Below are 25781 nucleotides of genomic sequence, written 5' to 3' on the forward strand. Positions count from 1 at the left end.
ATCGATACAAAGAATAAATAATACACGTAATAAATATTATGTTAACTAAAATGAAGTGTCGGACTTTGTTTAGGCCATTACCGTTTAATTCATACGAAAGAACCATCCGAATCGGCATGAAATCCGATCCAGATGGTCCTTTGGTTATATTAAAATAATGACATTATTCCAGTCCTTCAATCTGTTCCTTTAATTTGTTTGCTGAAGCCTGGAAAGCGACTTTCTCTGTCTCATTTAGAGGAAGCGGCAATATTTCACGTACTCCGTTACGATCCACCACGCATGGAACCCCGAGATAAACATCAGAAACGCCGTTGTAGTCCTCCAGCAGTGTAGATACGTTTAGGACCGATCCTTCATTGCCCAAAATGGCTGCTACAATACGATCCAAAGCAAGTGCGATTGCATAGGAAGTGGCTCCTTTGGCATTAATAATCTCATAAGCCGCATTCTTGGTGCGATCAAAGATATCCTGCTGTGTTTCCTCGTCGAGTTCCAGATCTGTTCCGGCTACGTTGGCTAGACTCCATACAGGTACTTCGGAATCACCATGTTCCCCAATGATGTGTGCATGAATGCTGCGGGGATCAATACCTTTGTTTTTACCAATCAGGTAGCGGAAGCGTGCGCTGTCGAGCAAAGTACCGGAGCCAATTACCCGTGAAGCAGGCCAGCCGCTCTGTTTCCAGGACGTATAAGATAATATGTCTACAGGATTGGTGGCTATGAGCAGAATACCATGAGAGTTCACTTCGGTAATACGTTCAATGATATCTTTGAATATGCTTGCATTTTTCTTCAGGAGGTCAATGCGGGTTTCACCCGGCTTCTGGGAGGCCCCGGCCGTAATGATTATGATGTCTGCGTCTTTGCAGTCCGAGTAGTCACCAGCCCATACTTTGACGCCTCCGGTAAATGGAAGCCCGTGGTTCATATCCAGCATTTCGCCTGTGGCCTTATCATGATTCACATCCACAAATACCAACTCGGATGAGCGCTGCCTTAACATCAGCGTATATCCCGTTGTTGTTCCCACCGCGCCCATGCCAATAATGACTACGCGACTTGGTTTGAGCATTGCACTGTTTACCATGTTCATATCCTCTCCTTTTTGAGGTAGACTTCCATCCATATTAAGGTATAAATGTTTGAAAAGAAAGCGATGTCTATAAAATATTTCACTTTCATTGTCTGTTTAAGGAAGATTGAGTCGAAAGTACGCATGGGCATCCAACGATGGTACGAGGACTTGATACGGGTTCGCTCCTGATCCCTATTACCCAAGATGAGCCTTTTCGACATCGTTTGTGGTAGAATGGGAGAAGTGGATTCTAATGAATCGTAAAATGTATACCGATCGGACAGGCATGCGCGCCTGCTATTGGATGAGAGAGGTGAACTCCACTTGCGTTTGCAATGGACCAAAATCGCGCAGACAGCATTGCTGTCTATAGGAATAGCTGCCCTGCTGGCTGCCTGCACCGACACAGGTCAGACCCCGGTGGCAGAACCGCCCCAAGAGCAGGAAGAGATCGGAAATACCGGACAGACATTAACGGTTGTTCCTCCTGATAGCAGTACGCAAGCGACAACAGATACAGCGGAATACCAGATCCAAACACGTCTGACCGACTTCCAGCTGCTTAATGACAACGGAGGGTTGGCGTGGGGTGTTACGAGAAACGCACTGCGTTTATACTACACTCAGGATCAGGGCGTAACCTGGACGAATATTTCTCCTTCGGAGAATGTGCAATTTCCAGCCAACCCGCAGTATGGGCAAAGTATTTATTTTGTGGATCGTACCCATGGATGGATCGTTCGTGAAGGGTTGGGCGGAACCGATACGATGGTCTTGCGCACGAATAATGGGGGAGTAAGCTGGAGCTTGTCTTCCTTATCCAAGACGGACAAAGTTACTGCCATATCCTTTGTATCCCCCGAGAAAGGCTGGATTCTGACTACGGTGGATACCTCCATCGGAAAGCAGGATAAAAAGCTGTATGTTACCGAGGATGGAGGCATCACCTGGAAGGAGATGTCATCCAGTGATGAGGATGATCAGCCTCCTTCGGCCGAGATTCCGACACGCGGATATACAACAGGCCTGACTTTTTCCGATCCGAAACACGGCTTCTTGACAGCCCTTGAATTTGGAACTCCGAAGCTGTATGTCACGACAGATGGCGGAGAGAATTGGAAGACTGGACCGACATTTTTTGACCGCAATGACTTCAATGGGTGTGGCAATTTCAACATTGGTTCGCCTCAGTTTTTTGGTCGGGAAGCGAAGGGGGCCTGGATGCCTTTAACCTGTTCCAGCGGTGATTATACCAAGTTCAACGGATACTTCACAGATGACGGAGGTAAGAGCTGGACGTTATCGACCTTCGGCCTGAATAAGCAGAAGGGAATCAATCGTAACCTGACTCCCGCTTTCCTGAATGCTTCAGAAGGATGGATAGTTCAGTCGGGCACGACATACCAGACCAAGGATTCGGGAAAAAGCTGGAAAGCACTTCCGGGTAGTAAGGTCATGGACGGTATTCTGGAGGATTACCCGGAGATTGTGAAGCTGCAGATGGTTTCCTCGAAACTGGGCTGGATTCTGGTAGAGAATACGGATACCAAGAGATCCTTGCTCCTGCAGACTGTAGATGGTGGTATGCAGTGGAAAGTGCTGTAGGTAAGCTGAAAATAGGCATTGTTTAGAAGAGAAACCGTCGGGTTTCTTTTCTTTTTAACCACTTTGTGAAATTAATCACAATAACTTCGTATAAATAATGTTATATTGAATTCAAGAAGAGATGGGAGTGATGAAGATGAGAACCAATGAACAAACTCAATTCACGCAGGCGGACGAATTAACGAGATACATGCTTCACTTATGCTACAATTGCGATGATGCCAACCGTTGCACAACTGAAGAAGAAGTGAAGGCCTGCATGGCGCAATACGCTCAGGCAGAAGAACCGGAACAAGCGGAGGGAGCAGAAGCAACCCGCGGCTTCATGAACCTGATGTATGCATAAAAGCAATGCAAGATAGAGCATGGTGACAGATAAAGAATGCTGATGTACTGAATGCAAGGCCCCTGATCAGGGGCTTTTTATTTGCAACTAATCATGAACCTCAAGCTGCAACATGAAAGAGGTTATTCGCGAGGAACATTTTCTGTCCGTTCCTTACAATTTGAACTCCCGATAACAAGTTCCATATTACTCGCGCATATACATGTACAGGAGACGGGTCAAGACTCTGGCTGTCCTAGGTGTAAGAACGGAGGGGAGAGACATGGGCATTGAATCATCCTGGATGTTTGATTTTTTCGGAACCGTCTTTCCAGTCGTATTTGTTCTGATTATAGGTATTGTTCTTCTGTCTGTGGGGAAAGAAGTATGGAGATGGGGGCGCAACAACGCAGAGCCTCTGCTTACCGTACCTTCGCGGATAACGGGCAGAAGGATGCAGATCAGTCAGTCGCAAGCTGAACCAGGCAGTTCAGCCCGTACGCTGTATTACATTACCTTTGAAGTAGAGAGCGGAGATCGCCTCGAGTTCAAGGTGAACGGAGAAGAGTACGGATTGTGCTCCGAAGGAGATGAAGGCCGTCTTTCCTTCAAGGGAACACGGTATATAGGCTTCGAGCGCTACAACCGCCTGTATTCAGAACGTGTACGCGGATAATCCGGCTGGCTTGCGCCATAGTGGCGTAAGCTTTTTTTAATGTTAATTTTCTTGGACAAGCGTTTCTTAAAGGTGGTATCGTGTTTTTATATAAGGAGAGGGTCTTTATAACAATAAGGTTTCTTGATTCAACATATTCGTATGTGATGACAGAAGCGTCTTAATAGAGGAGGAGTTCATGATGTCATTTACAGATCAAGTCGTTGTTGTTACGGGAGCAGCTCAGGGGATCGGACGCAGCGTTGCCGAAGCTTACGCGGTTGCTGGTGCCAAAGTTGTACTTGCCGATTATCAGGAGGCGGAAGGAGCCGCTGCTGCTGCTTCGATTCGCAATGAAGGCGGTGAAGCCATCTTCGTTCAGTGCGATGTTCGCAAGGAGCAGGATATAACGAATTTGATTCGCACAACCATCGAAGAATTCAAACAGATTAACATCCTGGTGAACAATGCCGGTGTAGCCAGGTGGAAGTCTCCGTACGAGCTGACCTTGGAGGAATGGGACGATGTGCTTAATACGAATGTAAGAAGCTGCTTTCTCGCAAGCCGTGAAGCGGCCAAACATATGAAACAAAATGAAGATGGAGGCGCTATTGTTAATATGGCATCGACACGTGCGTTTATGTCTGAACCTGAGACAGAGGCCTATGCAGCGTCCAAAGGAGCCATTGTGGCCTTGACACATGCGATGGCGGTCTCACTTGGCAAGGACGGTATTCGGGTCAATTGTATCAGTCCGGGATGGATTGAGACAGGCAATGTGGACGAATTGAAGCCGGAAGATCATGAACAGCATCCTGCAGGACGCGTAGGCGTCCCTTCGGATATCTCCCGCGCATGTTTATATTTGTCGGATCCAAGCAATACCTTTGTCACTGGGACCAATCTGATGATTGATGGGGGCATGACTCGAAAAATGATATATGAGGACTAGAACCGGGATTCCCTCGATCTGTTGTACAAATTGAATGCTCCAGCATCCGTAAGCCCAAGTTAAGCACTTGGGCTTATTTGAAATTCAGAAATCGATTGCTATAATGAATGTGATTTTACAACAGAACAAGAATGGAGGGAGTATATGTTCGGGAATTCATCCCGGAAGATCATTGGCTTATTACTGCTGATTGGAGGGATCATAATGACAGGAATGGCTTCGCCTGTGGAGGCAGACACGGGCGACATACGGGCAGCCTGGGTATGGCAGGCCAAGTCTGTCCAAGATGATGGAGGAGACGAGCTGCTGGCTAACGCAGCTAAACATAAGATTAACAGACTCTATGTGAACGTGGATATGAATATCTCGGATGAGGTATATCGCACGTTTATATCCAAAGCCAGTGATGTGGGTATTGCTGTTGAAGCACTTGGAGGGGACCCATCATGGGCCATTCAGGGCCGTGAAGCGCCAATGCTCCGTTTGGCTGCGTGGGTTTCCGATTATAATCAGGGAGCTGCTGCAGAAGAACGATTTGATGCCATCCATCTGGATATCAAACCCTATGTTCTGCCTGCATGGAAAGACGATTCAGAGTCTTTGGTTCAGTCATGGGTAGCGAATATGAAATTGTTGCTTGAACAGGTCGAGGCAAATGGTGCCATCGACATTAATGTGGATCTGCCATTTTGGCTGGATTCTTATACGATCGCTGGTACAAAAACAACAGATGATACAGATAACCTGCCGTTATCACGCTGGTTCATGGAACAGTTCAATCATGTCACTTTACTAGCTTACCGCGATAACGCACAAGGGAATAACGGCATTATTCAACTCATTGAACAGGAGATGAATTGGGCCGATGCCAGCGGTGCGTCAGTCACCGTTGGCGTAAATACGAAGCCGATGCCTGGTGAAGAGTTTACGACTTTTGCCGGAAAGGGAGCAGCGCAGCTGGAGAGTGTCTTGGCAGAGGTTGCGGAATCGTTACGTAATCACGCTTCATATGCCGGTTCTGCCGTACATGATATCGTATACTGGGGACAGCTTGAACCTGAAGAACAGCCTGTGCCGGAGAAGCCAACCTTACAGCCTGAGATTCGCGGAACTTACATCTGGGAGGCCTCGCAGGTGACGGATGATGGCGGTCAGCATATTCTTGAATTCGCCGCAGCACAGCATATTAACTTTTTATATGTCCGGCTTGATCTGGACCAGCCCTACTCAAGTTACCGCAGTTTTGTTAAACGAGCCCAGGCACAAGGGATTGAAATTCACGCCATGGGCGGTCATCCCATCTGGGGTAGATCCGAGAACAGACCACGGATCGAGCGACTGATCAATTATGTGAAAAATTATAATGCCGAAGTTGAACCCGAAGAGCGATTCAAAGGCATTCACCTGGATATCGAGCCCTACACACTGCCGGAATGGAATTCCGACCGGGATGCACTTTTGACAGAGTGGGCTGCCAATATCTCTTTTTTCCAGGAAGAAACGAAGAAGGACAGCAGTTTGGAGACCAGTGCCGATCTGGCCGTGTGGCTGGATAGCTCCCCTTTGCCTGGACAGGACATGTCTGTTAGTGAATTTATGATCCGCACATTGGATCATGTCTCTCTCATGGCTTTCCGTAACAACGCTGAAGGGTCCAATGGCATTGCGGCAGTGGTCAGTCAGGAGATGGAAATCGCCGACCGTTTAGGTAAACCGCTGCTGATTTCGGTAGAAATGAAAGAGAATCACGAAGGCGCACATATCTCATTTTACGAAAAAGGTGCTGCCGAGATGGAACAGCAGCTTGCGAAGCTGCCTGAACTGCTGAAGGCTTATGAAGCCTACCAAGGTAACATGGTACATGCGTACGATTACTGGATTAATGCCAAGCCTTAAATTGGGCTGGTTATATAGGAAATGTTTGTTCTCGGGACTTCACATGGGGTGAGGTTCCGGGATTTTTTTGTGGAAAAAAGTTGGATTCGTGTCACCGAATAGGCTCCTGCACAATACGATGTACGGTGATGAAGAGAGCTGAAGCAAGGGAGGAAACAGACTATGGCTGTTATTAAAGCCAACTCAGAAGACGTCAGGCTGCTGGCAAGGCTTATGAGGGCAGAGGCTGAAGGTGACGGCGTACAGGGCATGCTGCTTGTAGGTAATGTGGGTGTGAACCGGGTACTGGTTGACTGTCTGGATTTTGGGGATATTCGTGATATTAACCGCATGGTATTTCAAAATCCCGGTGGGTTCGAATCGACGCAAAAAGGCTACTTCTATCAGCGGGCAAGACAATCCGAGATTCGTTTGGCACAACGTGTAATCAATGGAGAACGGATTTGGCCAGCCAGCAATGCCCTTTGGTTTTTCAGACCTGTAGGCGACTGTCCTGCAACGTGGTATAACCAGCAAAATACGGGCCGTTTCAAAGCGCACTGTTTTTTCAGTCCGACAGGTGAAGATTGTCCGGAAGTTTATTAAATTTTAGGAGGAATTACAATGATTAATCAACCATATCAACCAACAACACAGGCAATGGGTCAACAAGCCAACTCGCAAGTTCAAGGAACATCCTACAAAATCGGTAACGGCGCGCCTTCGATGTCACCAACACCAGGCATGGTTTCTCCAAGTATGGTTTCACCAAGCATGGTTTCTCCAAGCTCTACAAGCGTACCACCGCTTGTATCCAGCGGCAGTCCAATGACGCCAACAGGTGGAGTTGTAACGACAACTGCGCCGCAGTTTGAACAATCATACATCGAAAATATCCTGCGCCTGAACCTCGGTAAATTTGGAACGTTCTACATGACATATGAAGGTAACAAGGAATGGAATGCCCGCATTTTTCAAGGAGTCATTGAAGCTGCTGGACGGGACCATATCATTATCAGCGATCCAAAAACAGGAAGACGTATTATGCTGTTAATGGTTAACTTCGATTATGCTACGTTTGATGAGCCATTGTTGTACCAATATCCAGGCGTTATCGGAAACTTTCCTCAAGCTCCAAGCAGATTCTAATTCGTTGTAACAGGGGGGTCTCCATACAAAATGTTTAACCAGGCTGTCCCGCATGTGGAATGAAATCCACAAGTGGGACAGTTTTTTTTCGTTATAATGGAGATTATAGTAACCTTTACTCGCAATCATGGCACTTATACATATACAGGCTGAGCAAGACGCTCGCAGAGAGGAGTTTACATCATTGAACGAGTGGATTGAGGGAGCCATCCGGGGCGAGCCTGAGGCTTATGAGCAATTAATGAAACAGTTCCGCGGAATGGCGCTTGCTGTAGCTTATAACAAACTGGAGGATGCTTTCTGGGCTGAAGATATTGTACAGGAGGCGTTCACAGAAGCATTCGCTAATCTGTCGAAGCTGGAGACAGCCGAAGCCTTTCCAGGATGGTTCAAAGTGATTGTTGAACGGCAGTGCTACCGTTGGTTAAGGCGCAAGCAGCACAGCACTTCCCCTGAACAGGAGTTAATGTACAACATCGATTCGAGCGAAGAGAGGGACAACCCTGAACAGCTTGTTTTGCAAAAGGAACGGTATCGGATTCTTCGCGATTCCATATCCAGTCTGCCGTTATCCATGCAGCATGTCGTGGACGTGTTCTATTTTCAGGGATATTCGCTTAAGGAAATTTCCGATTTCCTTAGCGTATCTGTTCCGGCATTGAAGAAAAGACTGTTCGATGCCAGGGCGAAGCTGAGGCGCAGATTACCTGTGGCGGACGTTATAACCGTATTTAATGAACTTTATGAAGGGGGCAAAGGCATGCTGCATATTACCAATGGGGATCATGCTGCAGATCGTTTGCGGCAAAGCGGGATCGAAGGAGAGGTTATGGTCTGGCGGGAACTTTACACCTTTGGTCCTGTCGTCCAAGATATGGGGAACGAGTTGGAGAGAAGCAAGCGCGCTGCCTATCTGGAACAGCAATTAGGGATTCCCCAGACGGAATATCTGCAAATTGCGGAACTGGAGCGAAAGCTGCATGCGTTTCATCAGTACAAGGAGATTGTACTCTGGTTTGAATATGATCTCTATGATCAGACGATGTTATCTTATCTGCTGCATGTTTTTAATGATCAATCGCTTGGGGATACCAAGCTGAATCTATTATGTATTGATGCTTATCCGGGAATAGAGAACTTTCGGGGACTGGGCCAGCTTACCCCCGGACAGATCGGACGTTTGTCTGGTACGTGGCATGTCATGGGGACGGAGGAGATTAAGGCGGGAAGTCAGTTCTGGCTAGCGTACACCTCTTCCGATATTCAGGATCACATGGATTATTTAAAACAAAACAATACGGTTCTCCCATTTGCGCATACTGCATTTGAAGCTCACTTGACCCGCCTGCCTTCACAGTCCAATGGTCTGGGTGCAATTGAACAAGCGACTCTGGAAGCTGTGAGTCAAGGTGTTGATCATCCATATCCACTCTTTAAGCATGTGAGTGAGCGGCTGCATGTGTTGGGAATGGGAGACTTGGAATATTGGGCACATCTGAGAAGAATGACCAATGACCCCCATGCTCTACTACAGATTAGCGGAGCAAACACGTTCCCTGATTTCACCCAGCACCAAGAACATTTCCGTAATGCAGTCTTGTCTCTGACTGAGCTCGGCATCCAGGTACTCGCTGAAGAAGCAGACTATGCAGAATTAAGAAAAGACGAAATGTGGATTGGAGGTTTGTGGAACGCACAAGGCGAAGAACCTCATTGGCGATGGGATACGGCGTCCCGTTTCCCTGTCAAAATAAGCACATAAGGTTATGTCCTTAAATCGCAGTACCATAAAAGAGTATTCCCCTATTGAGGATATCCAGGGGAATACTCTTTTTACATTTTACTTGGAATTCAATTTTGACACCCACCGAGCACGAGATATAAACAATAAACCTGTATGAGATTTGTTCAACATAGTCAGTTAGCAAATGTAAATAAGACGGCGTATTCGCTACCTTTGTAAAGTAATTTGCTGGTTAGCATCATTTCGTTGTCATAGGACACGGATTGACTGTGTAGTTTAGAGTTATATAATAAAAGAAGCATATCCTTTTATTCGACACAATCCAGAAGGAGGTGGAAGCATTGGGAAGTTGAACCTGCATATGAGCGGCAGAATGGCTAATATCCTACATTTTCGAAGGAGGTGGACCTATTTGCCGAAGAATGACGGCGAATAGGATGACAATTTGAGTGACCCCTTACCGAGTATATTAAATTTATTTTTAATTGCTTTGCTTGTTTTGATGAACGGTTTTTTTGTCTCGGCAGAATTCGCGATGGTAAAAGTTCGCGGCAGCCGAATTGAGGCTTTGGTGGAAGCAGGCAACAAAAGAGCCATCTATGCTTCCAATATTGTACGTAACCTGGATGCCTATCTGTCTGCGTGCCAATTGGGCATAACGCTGGCTTCCCTGGGACTCGGCTGGCTCGGAGAGCCTGCCATTGCACACTTGCTTGAGCCCATGTTTACCGCGTTTGGACTCGGCCCGGTATATGTACACGGAATTTCGATTGTGATTGCATTTGTTATTATTACGATTTTGCATATTGTACTCGGGGAACTTGCTCCCAAGACGATGGCAATCCGCAAATCGGAGACGGTCACGTTATGGTCTGCGGTACTGCTTACGTTCTTTTACAAATTGATGTATCCTTTTATCTGGGCTTTGAATGGCATGGCAAACAGCCTGCTGAGATTGTTTCGAATGGCACCTGCTTCGGAGCATGACTCGGCACATAGTGAAGATGAAATTCGTATTCTGATGAAAGAAAGCAATAAGAGCGGTTTAATTGACAATACTGAATTGGCGCTTGTTGATAATATATTTGATTTTACGGCAACAACTGCCCGTGAAATTATGATTCCGCGGACGGAAATGATCTGTCTGAACGCCAATCAGTCCATGCTAGAAAATCTGGAAATCGCCAGTGAAAGCATGCGAACCCGCTATCCCGTCTATAACGGTGACAAGGACCACATTATCGGCTTTATTCACATCAAAGACCTGATGCGGTCCCAGCTCACAGATACCATTTCTGTAATCCGACCAATTCTCGCTGTTCCCGATTCGACGCCAATCAGTGATCTGCTGAAGCGTATGCAGCGCAGCAAGACACAGATTGCCATTCTGATTGATGAATACGGCGGAACTTCAGGAATGGTAACGCTGGAGGATATTATGGAAGAGATCGTGGGCGAGATTCAGGATGAGTTCGATCAGGAGCGTCCTGCCATTGAGAAAGTGGATGAGATGGAATACTCCATTGATGGCATGATGCTGATTGAAGAAGTCAGTGAGCGATTCGAACTGGATATGGATCGGAGCGACTATGACACGATTGGTGGCTGGCTGTACTCCAGAGTGGAGACGATTCCGCCTGAAGTCGGTCAATCGGTTGAATATGGAGGATATGTTTTCGTCATTCAGGAGACGGAGCATAAGCGGATTTCACGGGTAAATGTAATTAAGCTTGAAATGTTGGTTGAGGAAGAAGGGGCTTAAGCTTAGCTGCTTCATTCCAGAGAGAGTTATTCGAAGCAGTCTAGGATGATATTTCATCCTGGGCTGCTTTTTTCATGCTTATAAGATTTCAAAACCTTAGGCTGAGGTGCATGATATTAAGCTCGGTATGGCTGTTCTCCCTATGGAACATTCCGTGCAGGCTAGATTAAATGTTACAGTTTTCTGGATTTGGATTAAAGTAATAATTATATCTGATTTTGCTCATAGGATGAGTATTGACAAAGGAATACCATATCCCGCATATTTAACTTAAACACTTTATAAAGTATATTTATTAATCCGAATGATCGACTACATCAAGAGAGGAGTTACAAAGATGGCAACCTGGTTTCTCATCGTAATCTATCTGGCTTTTATAAGCCTGGGACTTCCGGATTCACTGCTTGGATCTGCATGGCCGGTCATATGGCCGGAAATAGGTTCCTCCGTAGGCTCAGCAGGTCTCATTTCCATGATTATTGCCGCAGGCACCATCGTCTCCAGTCTGGCAAGTGGGAAAATGATACAAAAAATGGGCACAGGTAACATTACATTGTTCAGCTGTTTGCTAACCGCAATTTCGTTGATTGGATTTTCCATGGCACCGTCCATGATATGGTTTATGATCTTGGCCGTTCCGCTTGGCCTTGGCGCAGGAGCCGTGGATGCAGCGTTGAATCATTACGTCGCTGCAAATTACCAAGCGCATCATATGAACTGGCTGCATTGCTTCTGGGGCGTTGGCGCTACCATGGGCCCAATCATCATGGCTGGTTATATAGCGGATCAGAACTTTTGGAGAGGCGGTTATGCTGCAGTTGGTGTCATCCAGTTCGTACTGGTTATCGTACTTCTGTTAACGCTGCCGTTTTGGAAAAGGGTAGCTGCATTGCGTGAGACCGCACCAACAATTATGACCGATAACGAGACAAATTCGGAAATACGTATGCCAGGGAACGTCTTGAAATTAAGAGGCGTTAAGCCCTCATTGCTCGCTTTTCTGCTTTATTGCGGGGTTGAAACTACAATGGGCTTATGGGGAGCCAGTTACTTGGTTGGAACGAGAAGCATTTCGGCAGAGATGGCCGCGGGCTGGATCTCTCTTTATTACGGAGGTATCACGTTTGGCAGGTTCATTACAGGTTTTATCTCGTTAAGAGTCCAGAATCGATTATTGATTCGCTATGGGCAATGGATCACGATCCTCGGAGGACTCCTTTTACTGCTTCCGCTTCCTTCATCATTTTCGGTAGCAGGTTTTATTTTAGTCGGGCTGGGTCTTGCTCCAATCTACCCTGGACTTTTGCATGAAACGCCGGCTCGCTTCGGGAAAGAGAACTCCGTCAAGTTAATGGGATACCAGATGGCTGTCGCTTATAGCGGTACGACGCTGCTTCCTCCGCTTTTTGGGTTTCTTGCAGCGAAGACCAGTACAGATTCATTTCCGGTTGTCGTGCTTGTGCTGCTCATATTGATGTTATTTAGCGCGGAAACCGTGAATCGCATACTTCTAAGATCTCAGAATGTGGGGAGGTGAGAAAATGGCATATGTTATTTTAGCTGTTATCATCTGGGCCTCAGCCTATGCGTGTTTAGCGTTGTCGAAACAGTCTATGGAAGTGAAACCGATGCGCTCCGTCGATGATTGGTTCGAGTGACGGATGTACGGTCGTTAAAAAGTGGGTTGACATGAAACCAGTTACATGGATTACGCTTGTTATGTAGTCTAATTGCATACCGATTCCGTGAGAACATGATCATCCTATGTTTCTGCCCTCTTTATAAACATACATTATAAAGCGGGTGTGAAAAGTGTTATAAATTATCTTTAAACAAAGAGGGGATTGCTACATGATTAAACTTGTTGTAACTGACTTAGATGGAACGTTCCTCAATAACAAGGGATTATTCGATATTGAATTATTCAACAAAGTGCATGCAGAAATGAAGAAACAAGGAATGACCTTTGTGGCATGCACAGGAAAACAGTGTGAACGGGTAGAGAAGTTGTTTGGAGAACATGGCAAGGGGATATGGGTCCTTGGAGATAGTGCAGCCAGAATCAAGAAAGATGGGGAAGTCGTAAAAGAATTCAGCATTGAACGAGAACTTGCTTTACAAAGCATTGAATCGATACAACGTTTTGCTCCAGACCTGACCCTCATAGTATGTGCAAGCGATGCAGCATATGTTCATTCTTCCATCCCAGAGGAGATGTACAACGTGGTTAAAAGCTCATACGAACAGGTTAAGAAGATTGAATCTTTCGATGAGATCGACAGCCGCTTTATCAAAATAACAGTATACGATATCAATGAACGGAGTAGTGCCCTAAGGAAACATGTAGAAAAGACACTTGGCGGCCAAATCTATATTGTGGATTCAGAACCCAAGTGGCTTGATATCACGGCCCTGCATACGCATAAAGGAGAAACGGTTAAAAAATTGCAGGAGCTGCTCGGCGTCACTTATGAAGAAACGATGTCCTTTGGGGACGGAGAGAATGATGTAGAGCTTATGGCTATTGCCAAATACAGCTTTGCCGTCAGCAATGCTTGTGAGAATACCAAAAGAGCAGCGCGTTTTATTACAAAATCCAACGAAGAGAACGGTGTTCTGCTGACTATCCAAGACTGTATGGACCTTCAAAAAAACGTGAATTGATTGGGAGTTGAAAACATGACTGAGGAAGAACGGATATTAAACGGGATTTTATTCAGTCCCAGCCATCCGGAACTAAAGGCCATCAAACTTCGTTCGCACAACTTAAGCCATCAATACAGCCAGATGTTCGAGGATCAGGCAGAGGAACGTGAAGCGATTCTGACACAGCTCCTTGGTCGCAAAGGCGAATCCTGCTTCATTCAAGGGCCTGTATTCTTTCATTATGGTGTTCACACAGAGATCGGTAATCATTTCTTTGCCAACTACAATCTAACGATTCAGGACGATGCCAAGGTAACCATTGGAGACTATACCAGTTTTGGTCCCAATGTAACTATTGTTACTCCCATTCACCCGTTTATCGCTTCTGAACGCCGGCAAATGTTTGATCAGAACGGTGATCCGAAGTCTTTGTGTTACGCCAAACCCGTAACGATCGGAAACGATGTATGGCTATCTGCTAATGTAACGGTATGCGGAGGAGTTACCATCGGAGACCGTTGTGTTATCGGTGCCGGAAGTGTATTAACCCAGGACATTCCAGCAGACTCATTCGCAGCAGGTGTCCCCTGCAGAGTCATTCGCAAAATTACAGAAGCAGACAGCATGCGTTATAAACCGGAAATCATGGCGGATTGCCGTGTTATAGAATAGAAATCCATTCTAAAGGGAGCAAGTGCTTGTCCAGACCTGGATAAGAACTGGTTCCCTTTGCTGCGTACTTACCGTTCTGGGAACTCCGAACCCTTATCCTTGACCCACGAATCCCATCCATGTTAAGTTTTCTGTATCTGAAAGTTGAAACATTCGATTATAAAGGGGGATAGAGTTATGACTGAATTAGAGGTTGTAGATGTTTATGTGAACCTGTCACTGGATATGAACATTGGCATGGTTCACCAAATCATGAATCGGAATTCGGAGCTTTATCTATCCACGCAACGATTTACCTGGCTTTGAGTTTCTTTTTTGCTTGGATTCATCCGAGAGTGGATACAATAAGGGAATCATGTCATGATCATAACCTCATTTATTTAACATCAGAATATAAATGAAAAGGATGATCCCTTATGTCAATGATAAACGTATCAAACCTGACTTTTGCCTATGACGGCAGTTACGATAATATTTTCGAAAATGTGAGTTTTCAATTGGACTCCGACTGGAAATTAGGCTTTACCGGAAGAAACGGGAGAGGGAAAACGACTTTCCTCAACCTTTTGCTTGGTAAATATGAATATAGTGGCACCATCTCAGCCCATGTTGATTTTGAGTACTTCCCTTTTCCTGTTGAGCATAAAGACTCGATGACGCTTGATGTGATCAGTGACGTTTATCCAGACTATCAGCATTGGGAACTGGTACGGGAGCTTAACCTATTGAAGGTTTCCGAAGACGTGCTTTATCGACCATTCGATTCCCTATCCAATGGAGAACAAACGAAAGTCATGCTGGCTGCCTTATTCATGAAGGAAAATCAATTTTTGCTTATTGATGAGCCCACCAATCATCTCGACATGCATGCCAGAAAGCTCGTCAGCAGCTATCTAAGCAGAAAAAGTGGTTTTATTCTCGTATCACACGATAGATCCTTCCTGGATCACAGCGTAGACCATATTCTTTCGATCAATAAAACGAACATCGAGATTCAAAAAGGCAATTTTTCCGCCTGGTGGGAGAATAAGAAGAGACAGGATCAGTATGAGCTTGCAAGCAACGAAAAGTTACAGAAAGACATTAAACGCTTATCCGACTCCGCCAAACGAACGGGTGGTTGGTCACATGAAGTCGAAAAGTCCAAAAATGGGACTAGGAACTCCGGTTCGAAAGTGGATAAAGGCTACATTGGCCATAAGGCTGCCAAAATGATGAAGCGGTCCAAAAACATCGAACAACGGCAGCAATCTGCCATTCAAGAAAAGTCCAAACTTCTCAAAAATATCGAAAGTGCAGAGCGTCTGCAAATTCATCAATTGGAGTTTCATAAAAATGAAATAGTCCAATTGGAAAATGTGTCGATTGCATATGGCTCCAATATCGTTTGTAAGGATATTTATTTAACGGTTGAAAAAGGAGACCGAATCGCTCTCTACGGTAAGAATGGTTCAGGTAAATCAAGCATTCTTAAATTGATTTGCGGGGAGGATATTGCCTACACAGGTCAACTTCGCAAAGATCCGCAGGTCAAAATATCGTATGTATCACAGGATACCTCGGGTCTGGCGGGAAGCTTATCCGAGTACGCGATGACACAGGGCATTGATGAAAGTCTCTTCAAATCAATATTACGGAAACTGGATTTCTCCAGGCTGCAGCTGGATAAGGATATTTCAACGTTTAGTGCGGGACAAAAAAAGAAAGTACTGATTGCCAAAAGCCTCAGTGAGGAAGCACATTTGCACGTTTGGGATGAACCACTTAATTTTGTTGATGTCATTTCCCGTATGCAAATTGAAGACTTGCTGCTTGAGCACTCGCCAACACTTCTTTTTGTGGAACATGACAGCGAATTTTGCTCGAATATTGCCACGAGTATCATTGAGTTATGAATAATGTGGATGTGACTCTTTATAGCCTATACGGAATGGAAAATATTTAGGTTTCACTCACGCTGCAGAATTCACAGTAAGAAAAGACGCTGCCGACAGGAAAGTCGGAGCGTCTTTTTTATTTTTGAAACCGATAACCTCCTCCGTCCGTTATACCTTACACAAAATCAAATATGACATTGGAGGAGGAATACATATGTTGAAAATGAGTCTGTCATCCATTTTGAAAATTACCCTTGTTGCTGCATTATCGGTGCCTGCACTTCTATCCATTCCCGTTGGCAGCACTGCCGCAGCTAGTCCTAACATTGCATCTGGTGCACTCACCGCACCACCACCGCCGGAGGAGCAAATTGTTCACTCCCTGGCAGCTCTCAAGTATATATATCAGGCAGCAGGGAACGTTTCTCCGGGAGGAGGGCTGACAGCAAACGTCAGTACATCTACAACAACTTACAAGGAAATGAAATCACTTCAGGTGGATTACCGGCTGGAACGCTGGACGGGCTCAAATTGGGTGACGTATCGGTCTGGTACCAAAAGTAAAACACAAACACAATCCCTGTCGGCACAGTCGAGCTGGACGGTGATCACAGGTTATTACTACCGGGTCGTTAGCACACATACGGCGAATGACGGAACGAATTCTGAAAATACAATCCATATTTCTAATAATGTCTTATTTTAATTCATTGTCTCGTGCTGCCAGGGAATTTTTGTTCCTGCAGGTCATTGGCAATGGCAATCATTTCTTCCTTCGTGACCGTTCCAAACAAGCTCATGTTGACCGAACCCATCATCCACTGAAACGTATTATATGGCGGGCCGATGGATACAAAAGCATCACTACCGTCAGCTAATTTGACTACACTGGTTTCACGAAGCATAGTCCCTTGGATGACCTGCCCAGGCTTAACATGGTAATAATCAAATTGAATAATTTGTTCTTCACCATTCACGCTCTCACCCGTGTAGCGGACTCTCATACGATCGGATTTATAATACTCATCTGAATCGACCGGAATTTCAGGATTCACGGTAAGTTCAAATTTTATCTCTTTAAAACGCTCGGGTATAGCTCTTGACAATAAAAAGTCACCATTGAATCCCGAGCGGGCTATTTCTTCCGTTACGACGATATCATCAAATAAAATGTCTTTCTCCACGGTTTGTTTTGGCAACTCCTCGGCCTCCTCGCCAGTAGCAATTATAGGAGCTTCGTTAAGTCCGGGTTCAGGCGGTGGGAGTGTTTTGGCCGTAGAAGGATCTGCGCCAAGCTGTGCGGTGCGATCTTCAATAATGATGGATTTCATACCATTGCCCCAATCCTTGATTGACTGAACAAAAGGGGACACGGCCTGCGTTCCGGATGGCAGACTGAAAATGACGCCACCAATCGTTAGGGAGGCAGCAACCACAACGGACAATTTCAAGGTACGCATTCTTTTCTTTCTGACAGCAATCCGGGTAATTTCCTTTTGAACACGGAGCCAGGATTGATGCATCTGCTGGGAGTCAGGGGCAGGGGGAGCAGAGAGAGCCTGATTGAAAGCCTCATCAAAGGCCAGATCAAAGGCGGCATCAAAATACTCTTCTTCTTGCTCTGTATGATAGTGCTCAATATGTCTATCTGACTTGCCTTTGCTCAATGGTCCCACCCCATTCCTTATGTAATTGCTTCTTGATACTGCCTCGGGCCCTGAACAAACGTTGTTTCACAATTTCTTCCGAAGTGTCCAGCAGCTCAGCCATTTCCCGATAGGACATACCTTCTTTCCAGCGCAGCTCTATTAATACCCGGTATTCGGGTTTAAGTTGCTCCAGATAGAACTCAATAGATTCCTGCATCATTTGTGTCTCCACGGTACTCTCTACGGAAGCTGCCGTCTGATTGATCGTCTCCATATCTATAAAAACACTATCCGTATCCAGTTGGTTACGGTTATTTTTATTTTTTCTAAGATAATTAATGGCGGTATTCCGGGTGACGACCTTAAGCCAGGCTCTCAGTTTGACTTCGTTCTCGAAAGAGGGTTTGTTTTTAATAATTTTAATGAATGCTTCCTGAATAATGTCTTCTGCTGCAGCACGTTCCTTGATGATATAAACGATGAGTCCATGAACCATATTATAGTATTCGTAATACACTTCTTCCTGAAGTGAAGGGCTCAAATTATGGAAATCTGAGGCCAAGAGTAATTGGAGCCGATTGGCCATGATGTTCTCCTTTCTGGTGAACAGTCCACAAACATTGGTATCATTTCATTTTACAACATTATATGGAAACGATACAATGGGAGGTTGTTAAGACAACCTTAGAAAGGTGCACGCCGAAACCTAAAGAGGCTGCCCGCCACACCAGTCATTCTGGTCTGCAAGACAGCCTTAAAATATCGATACAACGTGATTATTCATTGAAAAAGCTTAAAATGCCCAATCTCCATTCAGGAAGACTGCTTCCCGTTCTCCGTTTGCCGTAATGCCATAAATGTTGGTTTCCGGAGAACCCATCATGAAGTCTACATGCGTGATGCTGGAATTCATGCCACGAGAAGCAAGTTCTTCGGAGGACATGGTTTTTCCGCCTTCCATATTGAAGGCATAGGAACTGCCGATCGCGAGGTGGCATGAGGCGTTCTCATCATACAGCGTCGTGTAATATAGAATGCCGCTCTCGGAGATCGGAGAATGGAAGGGTACAAGTGCAACCTCGCCAAGATAGTGAGATCCTTCATCCATGTTGATTAATCTTTCCAGCGTATCCTGACCTTCTTCCGCATGAAAATCAACGATTCGTCCATTCTCAAATGTGAGAGAGAAGCGATCGATAATACTTCCGCCATAACTCAGCGGTTTGGTGCTGGACACTGTACCGTTGACGCCATGTTTGCTAGGAGCAGTAAATACTTCCTCTGTCGGAATATTAGCTACGAAGCGAGTCCCTTGTTCGTTTACACTTCCTGCTTGTGCCCAGATATGACCTTCAGGTAGTTCAACCGTCAGATCCGTTCCAGGGGAGACAAAATGGAGTGCTTTATACTTTTTGCTATTTAGGGCAACTGCTTTATGTTCCAAACGATCAATATGCTGTTCCCAAGCTTCAACTGGATGATCCAAATCTGCTCTGACAGCGGCAAAAATGGCTTCCCAAAGCTGCTTCATCTGCTCAGCGGCAGGCAGGTCGGGGAACACTTTTGCAGCCCAATCCGGTGAAGGGCAGGCAACACCTGTCCAGCTCATTTTGTCAGCCTGCTGATACTGTCGGTATTTGGCCATGGCTTGTCCATATGTACGCTGATGGGTCGAAATTCGTTCAGGATCAATTCCTTTGAGCAGATCTGGGCTTGAAGAGAGTACGGTCAGAAAAGCAGCGTTGTTCGCTGCAAGCTCTTCAAGTTCCGCAGCATGCCACTTGGGCGGCTCCTGGAATGATTCCAGTGGAGCCATCTCGAATCTTAGGCGATTGACGGTTTCATCTCCATATTTTACGATGACTTGTTTGGCCCCGGCTTCGTACGCTTTACGAACGAGCAGGCGTACAAATTCAGCGGTATCGATCATAGCGCTGATGACCAGAATTTGACCGGGTTGTACGTTGGCCCCCACCTTGACTGCCAGCTCAGCATAACGATCCAATTTTTGTTCAAAACTTAACATGGTAGTGACCTCCGTATCTGTAATTTTACCTGCTTACGCAGGAAAAGAGAGGAGTACTCTCCTCTCTCCATGTAGCGTAAAAATTAGAATGCCCAGTTACCTTGCAGGAAGATCGGCTCTTCTTTTCCTTCGGAAGTGACACCGTGAATGTTCATGTCAGCTGATCCAACCATGAAATCCACATGGGTAAGGCTGGAGTTCAAACCATTATCGATGAGTTCTTGCTTCGACATCGTTTTGCCGCCTTCCAGGCAGAATGCATAGGCATTACCGATGGCCAAGTGATTGGATGCATTTTCATCGAACAGAGTGTTATAGAACAGAATGTTCGTATCGGAAATCGGTGATTTATGAGGAACAAGAGCGACCTCACCCAGATAGTGCGCACCTTCATCCATTTCGATGAGGTTTTGCAGGGCATCATGTCCTTGCTCGGCAGTAAAATCAACAATACGGCCATTCTCGAAAGTAAGAGAGAAACCATCAATCAGATTACCACCGTAGCTGAGTGGCTTGGTGCTGCGAACGGTGCCATTGACACCCGTTTTCAGCGGAGCCGTAAATACCTCCTCTGTTGGCATGTTGGCGATGAAGACATGACCCTGTTCATTCACACTGCCACCGGATACCCAGATGTGTCCTTCTGGAAGCTCAATGGTCAGATCTGTTCCAGGGGCAGTATAGTGAAGTTTCTTATATTTTTTTGTATTAAGCAGATCGGCACGAGAATCGAGGTTTTGCAGATGTGTTTTCCATTCGGAAACAGCATCCTGCTCGCCAATACGAACGGTTTTGAAAATAACATCCCATAGCCTATCCACTTGCTGCTCCGCAGGCAGATCCGGGAATACTTTGGCAGCCCATTCCGGGGAAGGGACAGCAACGATAGACCAGCTGAATTTATCAGCCATCTGATAGGCACGATATTTTTCCAGTGCTTTTCCGCGCACTTTTTGACTGGTGACGATACGTTCTTGAGCCACACCATTTAAAAGATCAGGGTTTTCCGCGATGACATGCAGGATGGCAGCCCCTTCTTCAACGAGTTCTGTCATTTCACCCGCAAACCATTTTGGTTCGATAGAGAATGCCTCATCCGGTGCGAGATCATAATGAAGACGTGTTACGGTTTCATCACTCCAGTTTACTTTGACCAGCTTGGCACCTGTTTCATAGGCAGCCTTCACGATCTTGCGTACAAAATGTGCTGCAGTGATTGGTGCATTTACAACGAGTGTTTGTCCAGGATGGACGTTTACTCCCACTTTGACAGCTAGTTCCGCGTACTGCTGTAGATGAAGCTCAAAATTATTATTCATTCTATATTCTCCTCCTGTAATATAAGGTTTCCGTAGCTCGTTCACTGGAACATGAAGCCCTCAAATCATGTATGTAAGGATACCCCCGAGGACCTTCATTTGAATAAGGTATACGTTGCTACGATATATATTGTACAATTAACCAATAATAATTACCAAACTAGGTTTACCATAATTGTTGTAGACCTGTTACAGATGAGAGATTAAAGGAGTGTATGTTGGTGAATATCGAAATTATTCGTGCCGAGATGCGTCGGGAAGACGAGAAATCCTATATTGGAACAACCGTTTTTCGTGCAGAAGGGGAAAAGTCCATTTATGAGGTAACGTTCATGAGCAAGAATGGCAAGGATTGGGATTATAGCCTCCATTTCACGGAGCAATCCGGTGATGAAGAAGAGCTTCTGCGGATGGACGAGCTGCTCGAAAACGACGACGATATATACGACAAGCTGCTCGACGCGGCTTTGGATGCTTTTCCTGCATGAATCAGAACATTAGGAAGTTGTTCTATTATGTGAATGAACAGACTATACTAGACGGTGTGTGCCCGAACGGGTATGCATCGTCTATTTTTAATTAGATGAGGGGAATAGATATCCAAAAAAGGGGCAGTCTATGGATGGCAAACAGAGGGACAATCGCCTGAATGGGAGGTAACCGTGGATGACATCTGACAATCTGATCACAGCAGGAATGACGGGGCTTGAAGAAGTCGCGCATGATATCCTCAGTCTGCGTACATTATTTGTTAATGTAGTATTCATCGGTGAACCGGGAAGCAGGAACTGGATTCTAGTGGATACCGGGATGGCTGGATTTACGGATCATATTGTGCGGATCGCAGCAGAACGGTTTGAGGGGCCACCGTCCGCCATCATATTGACACATGGTCATTTCGACCATGTAGGTACTGTAATAGAGCTTGAACAGTTCTGGGGTGTGCCGGTCTTTGCCCATTCACTTGAATTACCTTATTTAACAGGCCTTAAAGATTATCCACCTGCCGATCCTTCCGTAGGTGGGGGACTGATGGCAAGATTGTCATTTGCCTATCCGAACGAAGCAATTAACCTGGATGATCGCATCTTCAGCCTCCCGGAGGATCATTCGGTACCTGGTATGCCTGGATGGCGTTGGATCCACACTCCAGGACATACACCTGGTCATGTGTCGCTCTTTCGCGAGGAGGACCGTTTCCTGATCGCGGGGGACGCGATTATTTCGGTAAAACAGGAATCGCTATGGAGTGTGCTGCTGCAGGATGTACAGATGCATGGCCCACCTGCATACTTTACGACGGACTGGGACGAGGCTCATCGATCCGTTCATGTGATCAGGAACTTGGAGCCACGTATCGTGGTCACGGGGCACGGACATTCGCTGACAGGAGATTTTTTGCATGAATCGCTTGAGCAGCTTGATCTGGATTTTGAACAGGATGCTGTGCCGGAACACGGTAAATATGTCGATTAAACGATATGGAATGAACATTTGGAGGACAGCCGCGGACAGTGCAGCTGTCTTTTTTGTCGCCTGATGATGAAAATGTTCTATATCACAGATTGGTATTTTGTGCCCAGTCATGATATATTCGAGCCGTATAATATAACCCTAGTATGCAGGAGGTACATATAACAATGACACAGAATTCAGCGTATGAGGAGCAATTTGGCGGAATTCCGGCGGTATGGCTTCGATTCAATCAATTTGAGGCGGCCATAATTCCAAGCGTGGGCGCGAACCTGGTTGCGTTTCGTGATACAGAGCGCGGTCATCGCTATCTTCGTGAACCTGATTTGAATGATATGGATGCATTCAAGGCTGCACCAGCCGTATACGGCATTCCCGTTCTTTCTCCACCGAATCGCTATGAAGATGGCCGTTTTCCTTGGAATGGCGAAATCTATCAATTACCTGTAAATGAACCTGCTACGGGCAATCATTTGCACGGATTTTTACACGAGGCAGATTGGAAGGTAGAAGGATATGGAACGACCGAACTGGAGAGTTATATCCTGCTGAGCCAAGAGATAAAAGAAGGACACCTTTTCCATCAATATTTGCCGTTCACGTTCACGGTAACGCTTCGTTACTCTCTTGACAGCACAGGGCTCCAGCAGCAGCTGAAGGTTCGTAATAACGGCAAAGAGCGCATGCCCAATTTGTTTGCATTCCATACAGCCATTAATGTCGCCTTTGTTCCCGACAGTGAGGTGTCGGACTATACCGCCAAAATCACCATCGGCCAGCGCCGTGAGCTGAATGAACGTTCTTTGCCTACCGGCCAATTTCAACCGCTTTCACCGAATGAGGAGAAGTTGAAGACAGAAGGGGTTAGCCCATTCTTCGAATCCATGGATAATCACTATACAGCTGAACCACAGAATGGTCGAAATTATATGGAGCTCACGAACCAACGTACAGGGGATAAATTTGTTTATGATGTTGGAGCTTCATACAAACACTGGATGATCTGGAACAACAACACGGAAGGTGGATTCTTCTGTCCTGAACCCCAGATGAACCTGGTTAATGCACCGAATGTGCAAGGCTTACCAGCCGAAGAAATCGGATTAGTCGGACTTGAGCCGGGTGAGATCTTCGAACAAGCCAGTCGTTTGTATCCGATCTATTCATAATTTCATGAGTCAATAAACGATTTCGTGTTTTGATGCACGCTTACAATTTTGTCGAAAAGGTGAAAATCTGATCGACAATCATGTATAATATTACGAGATAATTAAATTTTCGAGAGACATAATTCATCTTTTTGGAGGAGGAAAATCAAGTGGAATACCGCATTGAAAGAGATACGCTCGGAGAGATGAAGGTACCAGCGGACAGACTATGGGGGGCTCAGACACAGCGCAGTAAGGAAAACTTCCCGATTGGTCGAGAGCATATGCCGATGGAAGTCATTCGTGCACTTGCCATTTTGAAAAAGAGTGCTGCAGCGAGCAACCATAAGCTCGGCAAGCTGTCTGCTGCCAAATCGGATGCGATTGCCTATGCAGCGGACGAGATCATTGCCGGTCGCATTGACGATCATTTCCCGCTTGTGGTATGGCAGACTGGAAGCGGCACGCAGTCCAATATGAATGTGAACGAAGTCATCGCCAATCTGGGTAACCAGCTTCTTGAACAGAAGGGCAAGGAAGAGCGTTTGCATCCAAATGACGATGTGAACATGTCCCAGAGCTCCAACGATACGTTCCCGACTGCTCTGCATGTTGCAGGTGTACTTGCTGTCGAAGACCAGCTCTTGCCAGCCATTGCTGTACTTAAATCTACCTTTGCAGACAAATCAGAAGCTTTCAAGGATATTATCAAGATCGGACGTACCCATCTGCAGGATGCTACTCCTATCACACTCGGACAGGAGATTAGCGGCTGGGAAGCGATGCTGGACAAGAGTGAGCGCATGATTCGTGATAGTGTTCAATATATGAAGGAACTGGCCATTGGTGGTACCGCAGTTGGGACAGGCATCAATGCTCATCCTGACTTTGGTGATTATACCGCCAAGGAGATCGGCAAACATACAGGTAAGGATTTTGTATCAGCACCAAACAAATTCCACGCACTTACAAGTCATGATGAAGTCGTTTACGCCCACGGCGCTGTTAAAGCGCTTGCAGCTGATCTGATGAAAATTGCCAATGACGTGCGCTGGCTTGCAAGTGGTCCACGTAGTGGACTCGGAGAGATCCGTATTCCGGAGAATGAACCGGGCAGTTCCATCATGCCGGGCAAAGTGAATCCAACCCAGAGCGAAGCACTGACAATGGTTGTAACGCAAGTGATGGGGAACGATGCTGCGATCGGATTCGCGGCAAGTCAGGGTAACTTTGAGCTGAATGTGTTCAAACCCGTCATTATTTATAACTTCCTGCAATCCGTACAACTGCTTGCGGACTCCATCATTGCTTTTAACGATAAATGCGCAGTGGGTATTGAACCTAATCTGGGTCAAATCGAACATAACCTGAATAACTCGCTTATGTTGGTTACTGCTCTTAATCCGCATATTGGATACGAGAATGCAGCCAAGATTGCGAAGCTGGCTCATAAAGAAGGATTGTCTCTGAAAGAGGCTGCTCTGCAGACCGGTTTGCTTACCGAAGAACAGTTCGATAAGTATGTGGATCCTGCGAAAATGATTGCTCCGAAGGCTTAAGTTTTTTTATAGTAAAAAAACACTAGAGGAAGAAACGACCCGCATAAAGCAGGTCGTTTTTTCTTGCTAAAAATATATCTAAACCTTCTGAACTATGTCTGAATTTGTCAGATCTTACAACCCAAGAATACTCAGATGAACCAAATGACCAAAATGCGTTTAACCCCAGAATGACAACCTTGCGTTATGTCAATGTCGAAATAAGACTTGATTGGATATAATGCTTGTCAGACTTCCTCTATCCATATAAACTACATAAGCAGA

The 25781-nt window shown here is 45.8% G+C and carries 24 protein-coding genes; 19 read left to right on the top strand and 5 right to left on the bottom strand.

All coding sequences use genetic code 11. The annotated features are described in order from the left end of the window. Positions 1 to 163 precede the first annotated feature (163 nt). A complete protein-coding gene (locus tag MHB82_RS14785) occupies positions 164 to 1093 on the bottom strand; it encodes an L-lactate dehydrogenase (RefSeq protein ID WP_095358040.1) in 930 nt (309 codons plus the stop codon). 312 nt (positions 1094 to 1405) lie between these two features. Here MHB82_RS14785 and MHB82_RS14790 point away from each other — a divergent pair, with 312 nt between their 5' ends. The 15 genes from MHB82_RS14790 to MHB82_RS14860 all read left to right on the top strand — a co-directional run bounded on the left by MHB82_RS14790 (position 1406) and on the right by MHB82_RS14860 (position 17049). Next, positions 1406 to 2686, top strand: coding sequence for a VPS10 domain-containing protein (locus MHB82_RS14790; RefSeq protein WP_095358039.1), 1281 nt, complete (start codon positions 1406 to 1408; stop codon positions 2684 to 2686). Positions 2687 to 2822: 136 nt separating this feature from the next. After that, the gene (locus tag MHB82_RS14795) at positions 2823 to 3032 is read left to right on the top strand and encodes a hypothetical protein (protein ID WP_095358638.1); all 210 of its coding nucleotides are present in this window, start codon (positions 2823 to 2825) and stop codon (positions 3030 to 3032) included. A gap of 262 nt (positions 3033 to 3294) precedes the next feature. Then, entirely contained in the window at positions 3295 to 3687 is a 393-nt protein-coding gene (locus MHB82_RS14800) for a DUF2500 domain-containing protein (RefSeq protein WP_095287123.1), read from the top strand. 181 nt (positions 3688 to 3868) lie between these two features. Further along, entirely contained in the window at positions 3869 to 4618 is a 750-nt protein-coding gene (locus tag MHB82_RS14805; protein WP_341175096.1) for an SDR family NAD(P)-dependent oxidoreductase, read from the top strand. A 204-nt stretch (positions 4619 to 4822) separates the two neighbouring features. Further along, positions 4823 to 6514, top strand: coding sequence for a hypothetical protein (locus MHB82_RS14810; protein WP_341175097.1), 1692 nt, complete (start codon positions 4823 to 4825; stop codon positions 6512 to 6514). Between the two features lie 162 nt (positions 6515 to 6676). Further along, a complete protein-coding gene (locus MHB82_RS14815; RefSeq protein WP_095358035.1) occupies positions 6677 to 7099 on the top strand; it encodes a cell wall hydrolase in 423 nt (140 codons plus the stop codon). Between the two features lie 18 nt (positions 7100 to 7117). After that, positions 7118 to 7642 (top strand): spore coat protein GerQ, encoded by a 525-nt coding sequence (gerQ, locus tag MHB82_RS14820; protein WP_095358034.1) that lies wholly within the window; start codon positions 7118 to 7120, stop codon positions 7640 to 7642. Positions 7643 to 7769: 127 nt separating this feature from the next. Continuing rightward, complete coding sequence (locus MHB82_RS14825) at positions 7770 to 9404, top strand: sigma-70 family RNA polymerase sigma factor (RefSeq protein WP_341175098.1); 1635 nt, start codon at positions 7770 to 7772, stop codon at positions 9402 to 9404. Between the two features lie 427 nt (positions 9405 to 9831). Further along, positions 9832 to 11148 carry a hemolysin family protein gene (locus MHB82_RS14830; protein ID WP_095287117.1) on the top strand — a complete coding sequence of 439 codons (1317 nt, stop codon included), beginning with the start codon at positions 9832 to 9834 and terminating at the stop codon, positions 11146 to 11148. A 337-nt stretch (positions 11149 to 11485) separates the two neighbouring features. Then, positions 11486 to 12685: an MFS transporter gene (locus tag MHB82_RS14835; RefSeq protein WP_341175099.1), complete on the top strand. Its 1200-nt coding sequence runs from the start codon at positions 11486 to 11488 to the stop codon at positions 12683 to 12685. 314 nt (positions 12686 to 12999) lie between these two features. Next, entirely contained in the window at positions 13000 to 13812 is an 813-nt protein-coding gene (locus MHB82_RS14840) for an HAD-IIB family hydrolase (RefSeq protein ID WP_341175100.1), read from the top strand. A gap of 15 nt (positions 13813 to 13827) precedes the next feature. Next, positions 13828 to 14466 (top strand): sugar O-acetyltransferase, encoded by a 639-nt coding sequence (locus tag MHB82_RS14845; RefSeq protein ID WP_341175101.1) that lies wholly within the window; start codon positions 13828 to 13830, stop codon positions 14464 to 14466. 177 nt (positions 14467 to 14643) lie between these two features. Next, a complete protein-coding gene (locus MHB82_RS14850; protein ID WP_255247820.1) occupies positions 14644 to 14772 on the top strand; it encodes a hypothetical protein in 129 nt (42 codons plus the stop codon). Between the two features lie 110 nt (positions 14773 to 14882). Continuing rightward, the gene (locus MHB82_RS14855) at positions 14883 to 16361 is read left to right on the top strand and encodes an Lsa family ABC-F type ribosomal protection protein (protein ID WP_341175102.1); all 1479 of its coding nucleotides are present in this window, start codon (positions 14883 to 14885) and stop codon (positions 16359 to 16361) included. A 196-nt stretch (positions 16362 to 16557) separates the two neighbouring features. Beyond that, entirely contained in the window at positions 16558 to 17049 is a 492-nt protein-coding gene (locus MHB82_RS14860; protein WP_095358028.1) for a hypothetical protein, read from the top strand. Between the two features lies 1 nt (position 17050). Here MHB82_RS14860 and MHB82_RS14865 read toward each other — a convergent pair whose 3' ends face one another. From MHB82_RS14865 to MHB82_RS14880, 4 genes are all read right to left on the bottom strand, one after another. Then, a complete protein-coding gene (locus MHB82_RS14865; RefSeq protein ID WP_095358027.1) occupies positions 17051 to 18010 on the bottom strand; it encodes a hypothetical protein in 960 nt (319 codons plus the stop codon). Then, positions 17988 to 18578 (bottom strand): RNA polymerase sigma factor, encoded by a 591-nt coding sequence (locus MHB82_RS14870; RefSeq protein WP_341175103.1) that lies wholly within the window; start codon positions 18576 to 18578, stop codon positions 17988 to 17990. The genes MHB82_RS14865 and MHB82_RS14870 overlap by 23 nt, the downstream gene beginning before the upstream one ends. 207 nt (positions 18579 to 18785) lie before the next feature. Beyond that, the gene (locus MHB82_RS14875; protein ID WP_341175104.1) at positions 18786 to 20018 is read right to left on the bottom strand and encodes an aminopeptidase; all 1233 of its coding nucleotides are present in this window, start codon (positions 20016 to 20018) and stop codon (positions 18786 to 18788) included. 83 nt (positions 20019 to 20101) lie between these two features. After that, the gene (locus tag MHB82_RS14880; RefSeq protein WP_095358024.1) at positions 20102 to 21337 is read right to left on the bottom strand and encodes an aminopeptidase; all 1236 of its coding nucleotides are present in this window, start codon (positions 21335 to 21337) and stop codon (positions 20102 to 20104) included. Between the two features lie 215 nt (positions 21338 to 21552). On the opposite strand from MHB82_RS14880, the gene MHB82_RS14885 reads away from it, so the two are divergent. The 4 genes from MHB82_RS14885 to fumC all read left to right on the top strand — a co-directional run bounded on the left by MHB82_RS14885 (position 21553) and on the right by fumC (position 25517). Next, complete coding sequence (locus tag MHB82_RS14885; RefSeq protein ID WP_309147247.1) at positions 21553 to 21825, top strand: hypothetical protein; 273 nt, start codon at positions 21553 to 21555, stop codon at positions 21823 to 21825. Between the two features lie 178 nt (positions 21826 to 22003). Further along, positions 22004 to 22813 carry an MBL fold metallo-hydrolase gene (locus tag MHB82_RS14890; RefSeq protein WP_341175105.1) on the top strand — a complete coding sequence of 270 codons (810 nt, stop codon included), beginning with the start codon at positions 22004 to 22006 and terminating at the stop codon, positions 22811 to 22813. A 164-nt stretch (positions 22814 to 22977) separates the two neighbouring features. Continuing rightward, positions 22978 to 23979 (top strand): aldose 1-epimerase, encoded by a 1002-nt coding sequence (locus MHB82_RS14895; protein ID WP_341175106.1) that lies wholly within the window; start codon positions 22978 to 22980, stop codon positions 23977 to 23979. 149 nt (positions 23980 to 24128) lie between these two features. Then, positions 24129 to 25517 carry a class II fumarate hydratase gene (fumC, locus tag MHB82_RS14900; RefSeq protein ID WP_341175107.1) on the top strand — a complete coding sequence of 463 codons (1389 nt, stop codon included), beginning with the start codon at positions 24129 to 24131 and terminating at the stop codon, positions 25515 to 25517. Positions 25518 to 25781 lie beyond the last annotated feature (264 nt).

Source organism: Paenibacillus sp. FSL K6-2862, from assembly GCF_038005125.1.
GTDB classification, from domain to species: Bacteria; Bacillota; Bacilli; order Paenibacillales; family Paenibacillaceae; genus Paenibacillus; species Paenibacillus illinoisensis_A.

Coding starts and splice junctions, on each gene's coding strand:
- MHB82_RS14895 (WP_341175106.1), top strand. CDS start 22,978: ATGACACAGAATTCAGCGTATGAGGAGCAATTTGGCGGAATTCCGGCG.
- gerQ (WP_095358034.1), top strand. CDS start 7,118: ATGATTAATCAACCATATCAACCAACAACACAGGCAATGGGTCAACAA.
- MHB82_RS14850 (WP_255247820.1), top strand. CDS start 14,644: ATGACTGAATTAGAGGTTGTAGATGTTTATGTGAACCTGTCACTGGAT.
- MHB82_RS14885 (WP_309147247.1), top strand. CDS start 21,553: ATGTTGGTGAATATCGAAATTATTCGTGCCGAGATGCGTCGGGAAGAC.
- MHB82_RS14800 (WP_095287123.1), top strand. CDS start 3,295: ATGGGCATTGAATCATCCTGGATGTTTGATTTTTTCGGAACCGTCTTT.
- MHB82_RS14795 (WP_095358638.1), top strand. CDS start 2,823: ATGAGAACCAATGAACAAACTCAATTCACGCAGGCGGACGAATTAACG.
- MHB82_RS14825 (WP_341175098.1), top strand. CDS start 7,770: ATGGCACTTATACATATACAGGCTGAGCAAGACGCTCGCAGAGAGGAG.
- MHB82_RS14845 (WP_341175101.1), top strand. CDS start 13,828: ATGACTGAGGAAGAACGGATATTAAACGGGATTTTATTCAGTCCCAGC.
- MHB82_RS14835 (WP_341175099.1), top strand. CDS start 11,486: ATGGCAACCTGGTTTCTCATCGTAATCTATCTGGCTTTTATAAGCCTG.
- MHB82_RS14870 (WP_341175103.1), bottom strand. CDS start 18,578: ATGGCCAATCGGCTCCAATTACTCTTGGCCTCAGATTTCCATAATTTG.
- MHB82_RS14890 (WP_341175105.1), top strand. CDS start 22,004: ATGACATCTGACAATCTGATCACAGCAGGAATGACGGGGCTTGAAGAA.
- MHB82_RS14810 (WP_341175097.1), top strand. CDS start 4,823: ATGACAGGAATGGCTTCGCCTGTGGAGGCAGACACGGGCGACATACGG.
- MHB82_RS14880 (WP_095358024.1), bottom strand. CDS start 21,337: ATGAATAATAATTTTGAGCTTCATCTACAGCAGTACGCGGAACTAGCT.
- MHB82_RS14785 (WP_095358040.1), bottom strand. CDS start 1,093: ATGGTAAACAGTGCAATGCTCAAACCAAGTCGCGTAGTCATTATTGGC.
- MHB82_RS14875 (WP_341175104.1), bottom strand. CDS start 20,018: ATGTTAAGTTTTGAACAAAAATTGGATCGTTATGCTGAGCTGGCAGTC.
- MHB82_RS14860 (WP_095358028.1), top strand. CDS start 16,558: ATGTTGAAAATGAGTCTGTCATCCATTTTGAAAATTACCCTTGTTGCT.
- MHB82_RS14855 (WP_341175102.1), top strand. CDS start 14,883: ATGTCAATGATAAACGTATCAAACCTGACTTTTGCCTATGACGGCAGT.
- MHB82_RS14840 (WP_341175100.1), top strand. CDS start 13,000: ATGATTAAACTTGTTGTAACTGACTTAGATGGAACGTTCCTCAATAAC.
- MHB82_RS14815 (WP_095358035.1), top strand. CDS start 6,677: ATGGCTGTTATTAAAGCCAACTCAGAAGACGTCAGGCTGCTGGCAAGG.
- MHB82_RS14805 (WP_341175096.1), top strand. CDS start 3,869: ATGTCATTTACAGATCAAGTCGTTGTTGTTACGGGAGCAGCTCAGGGG.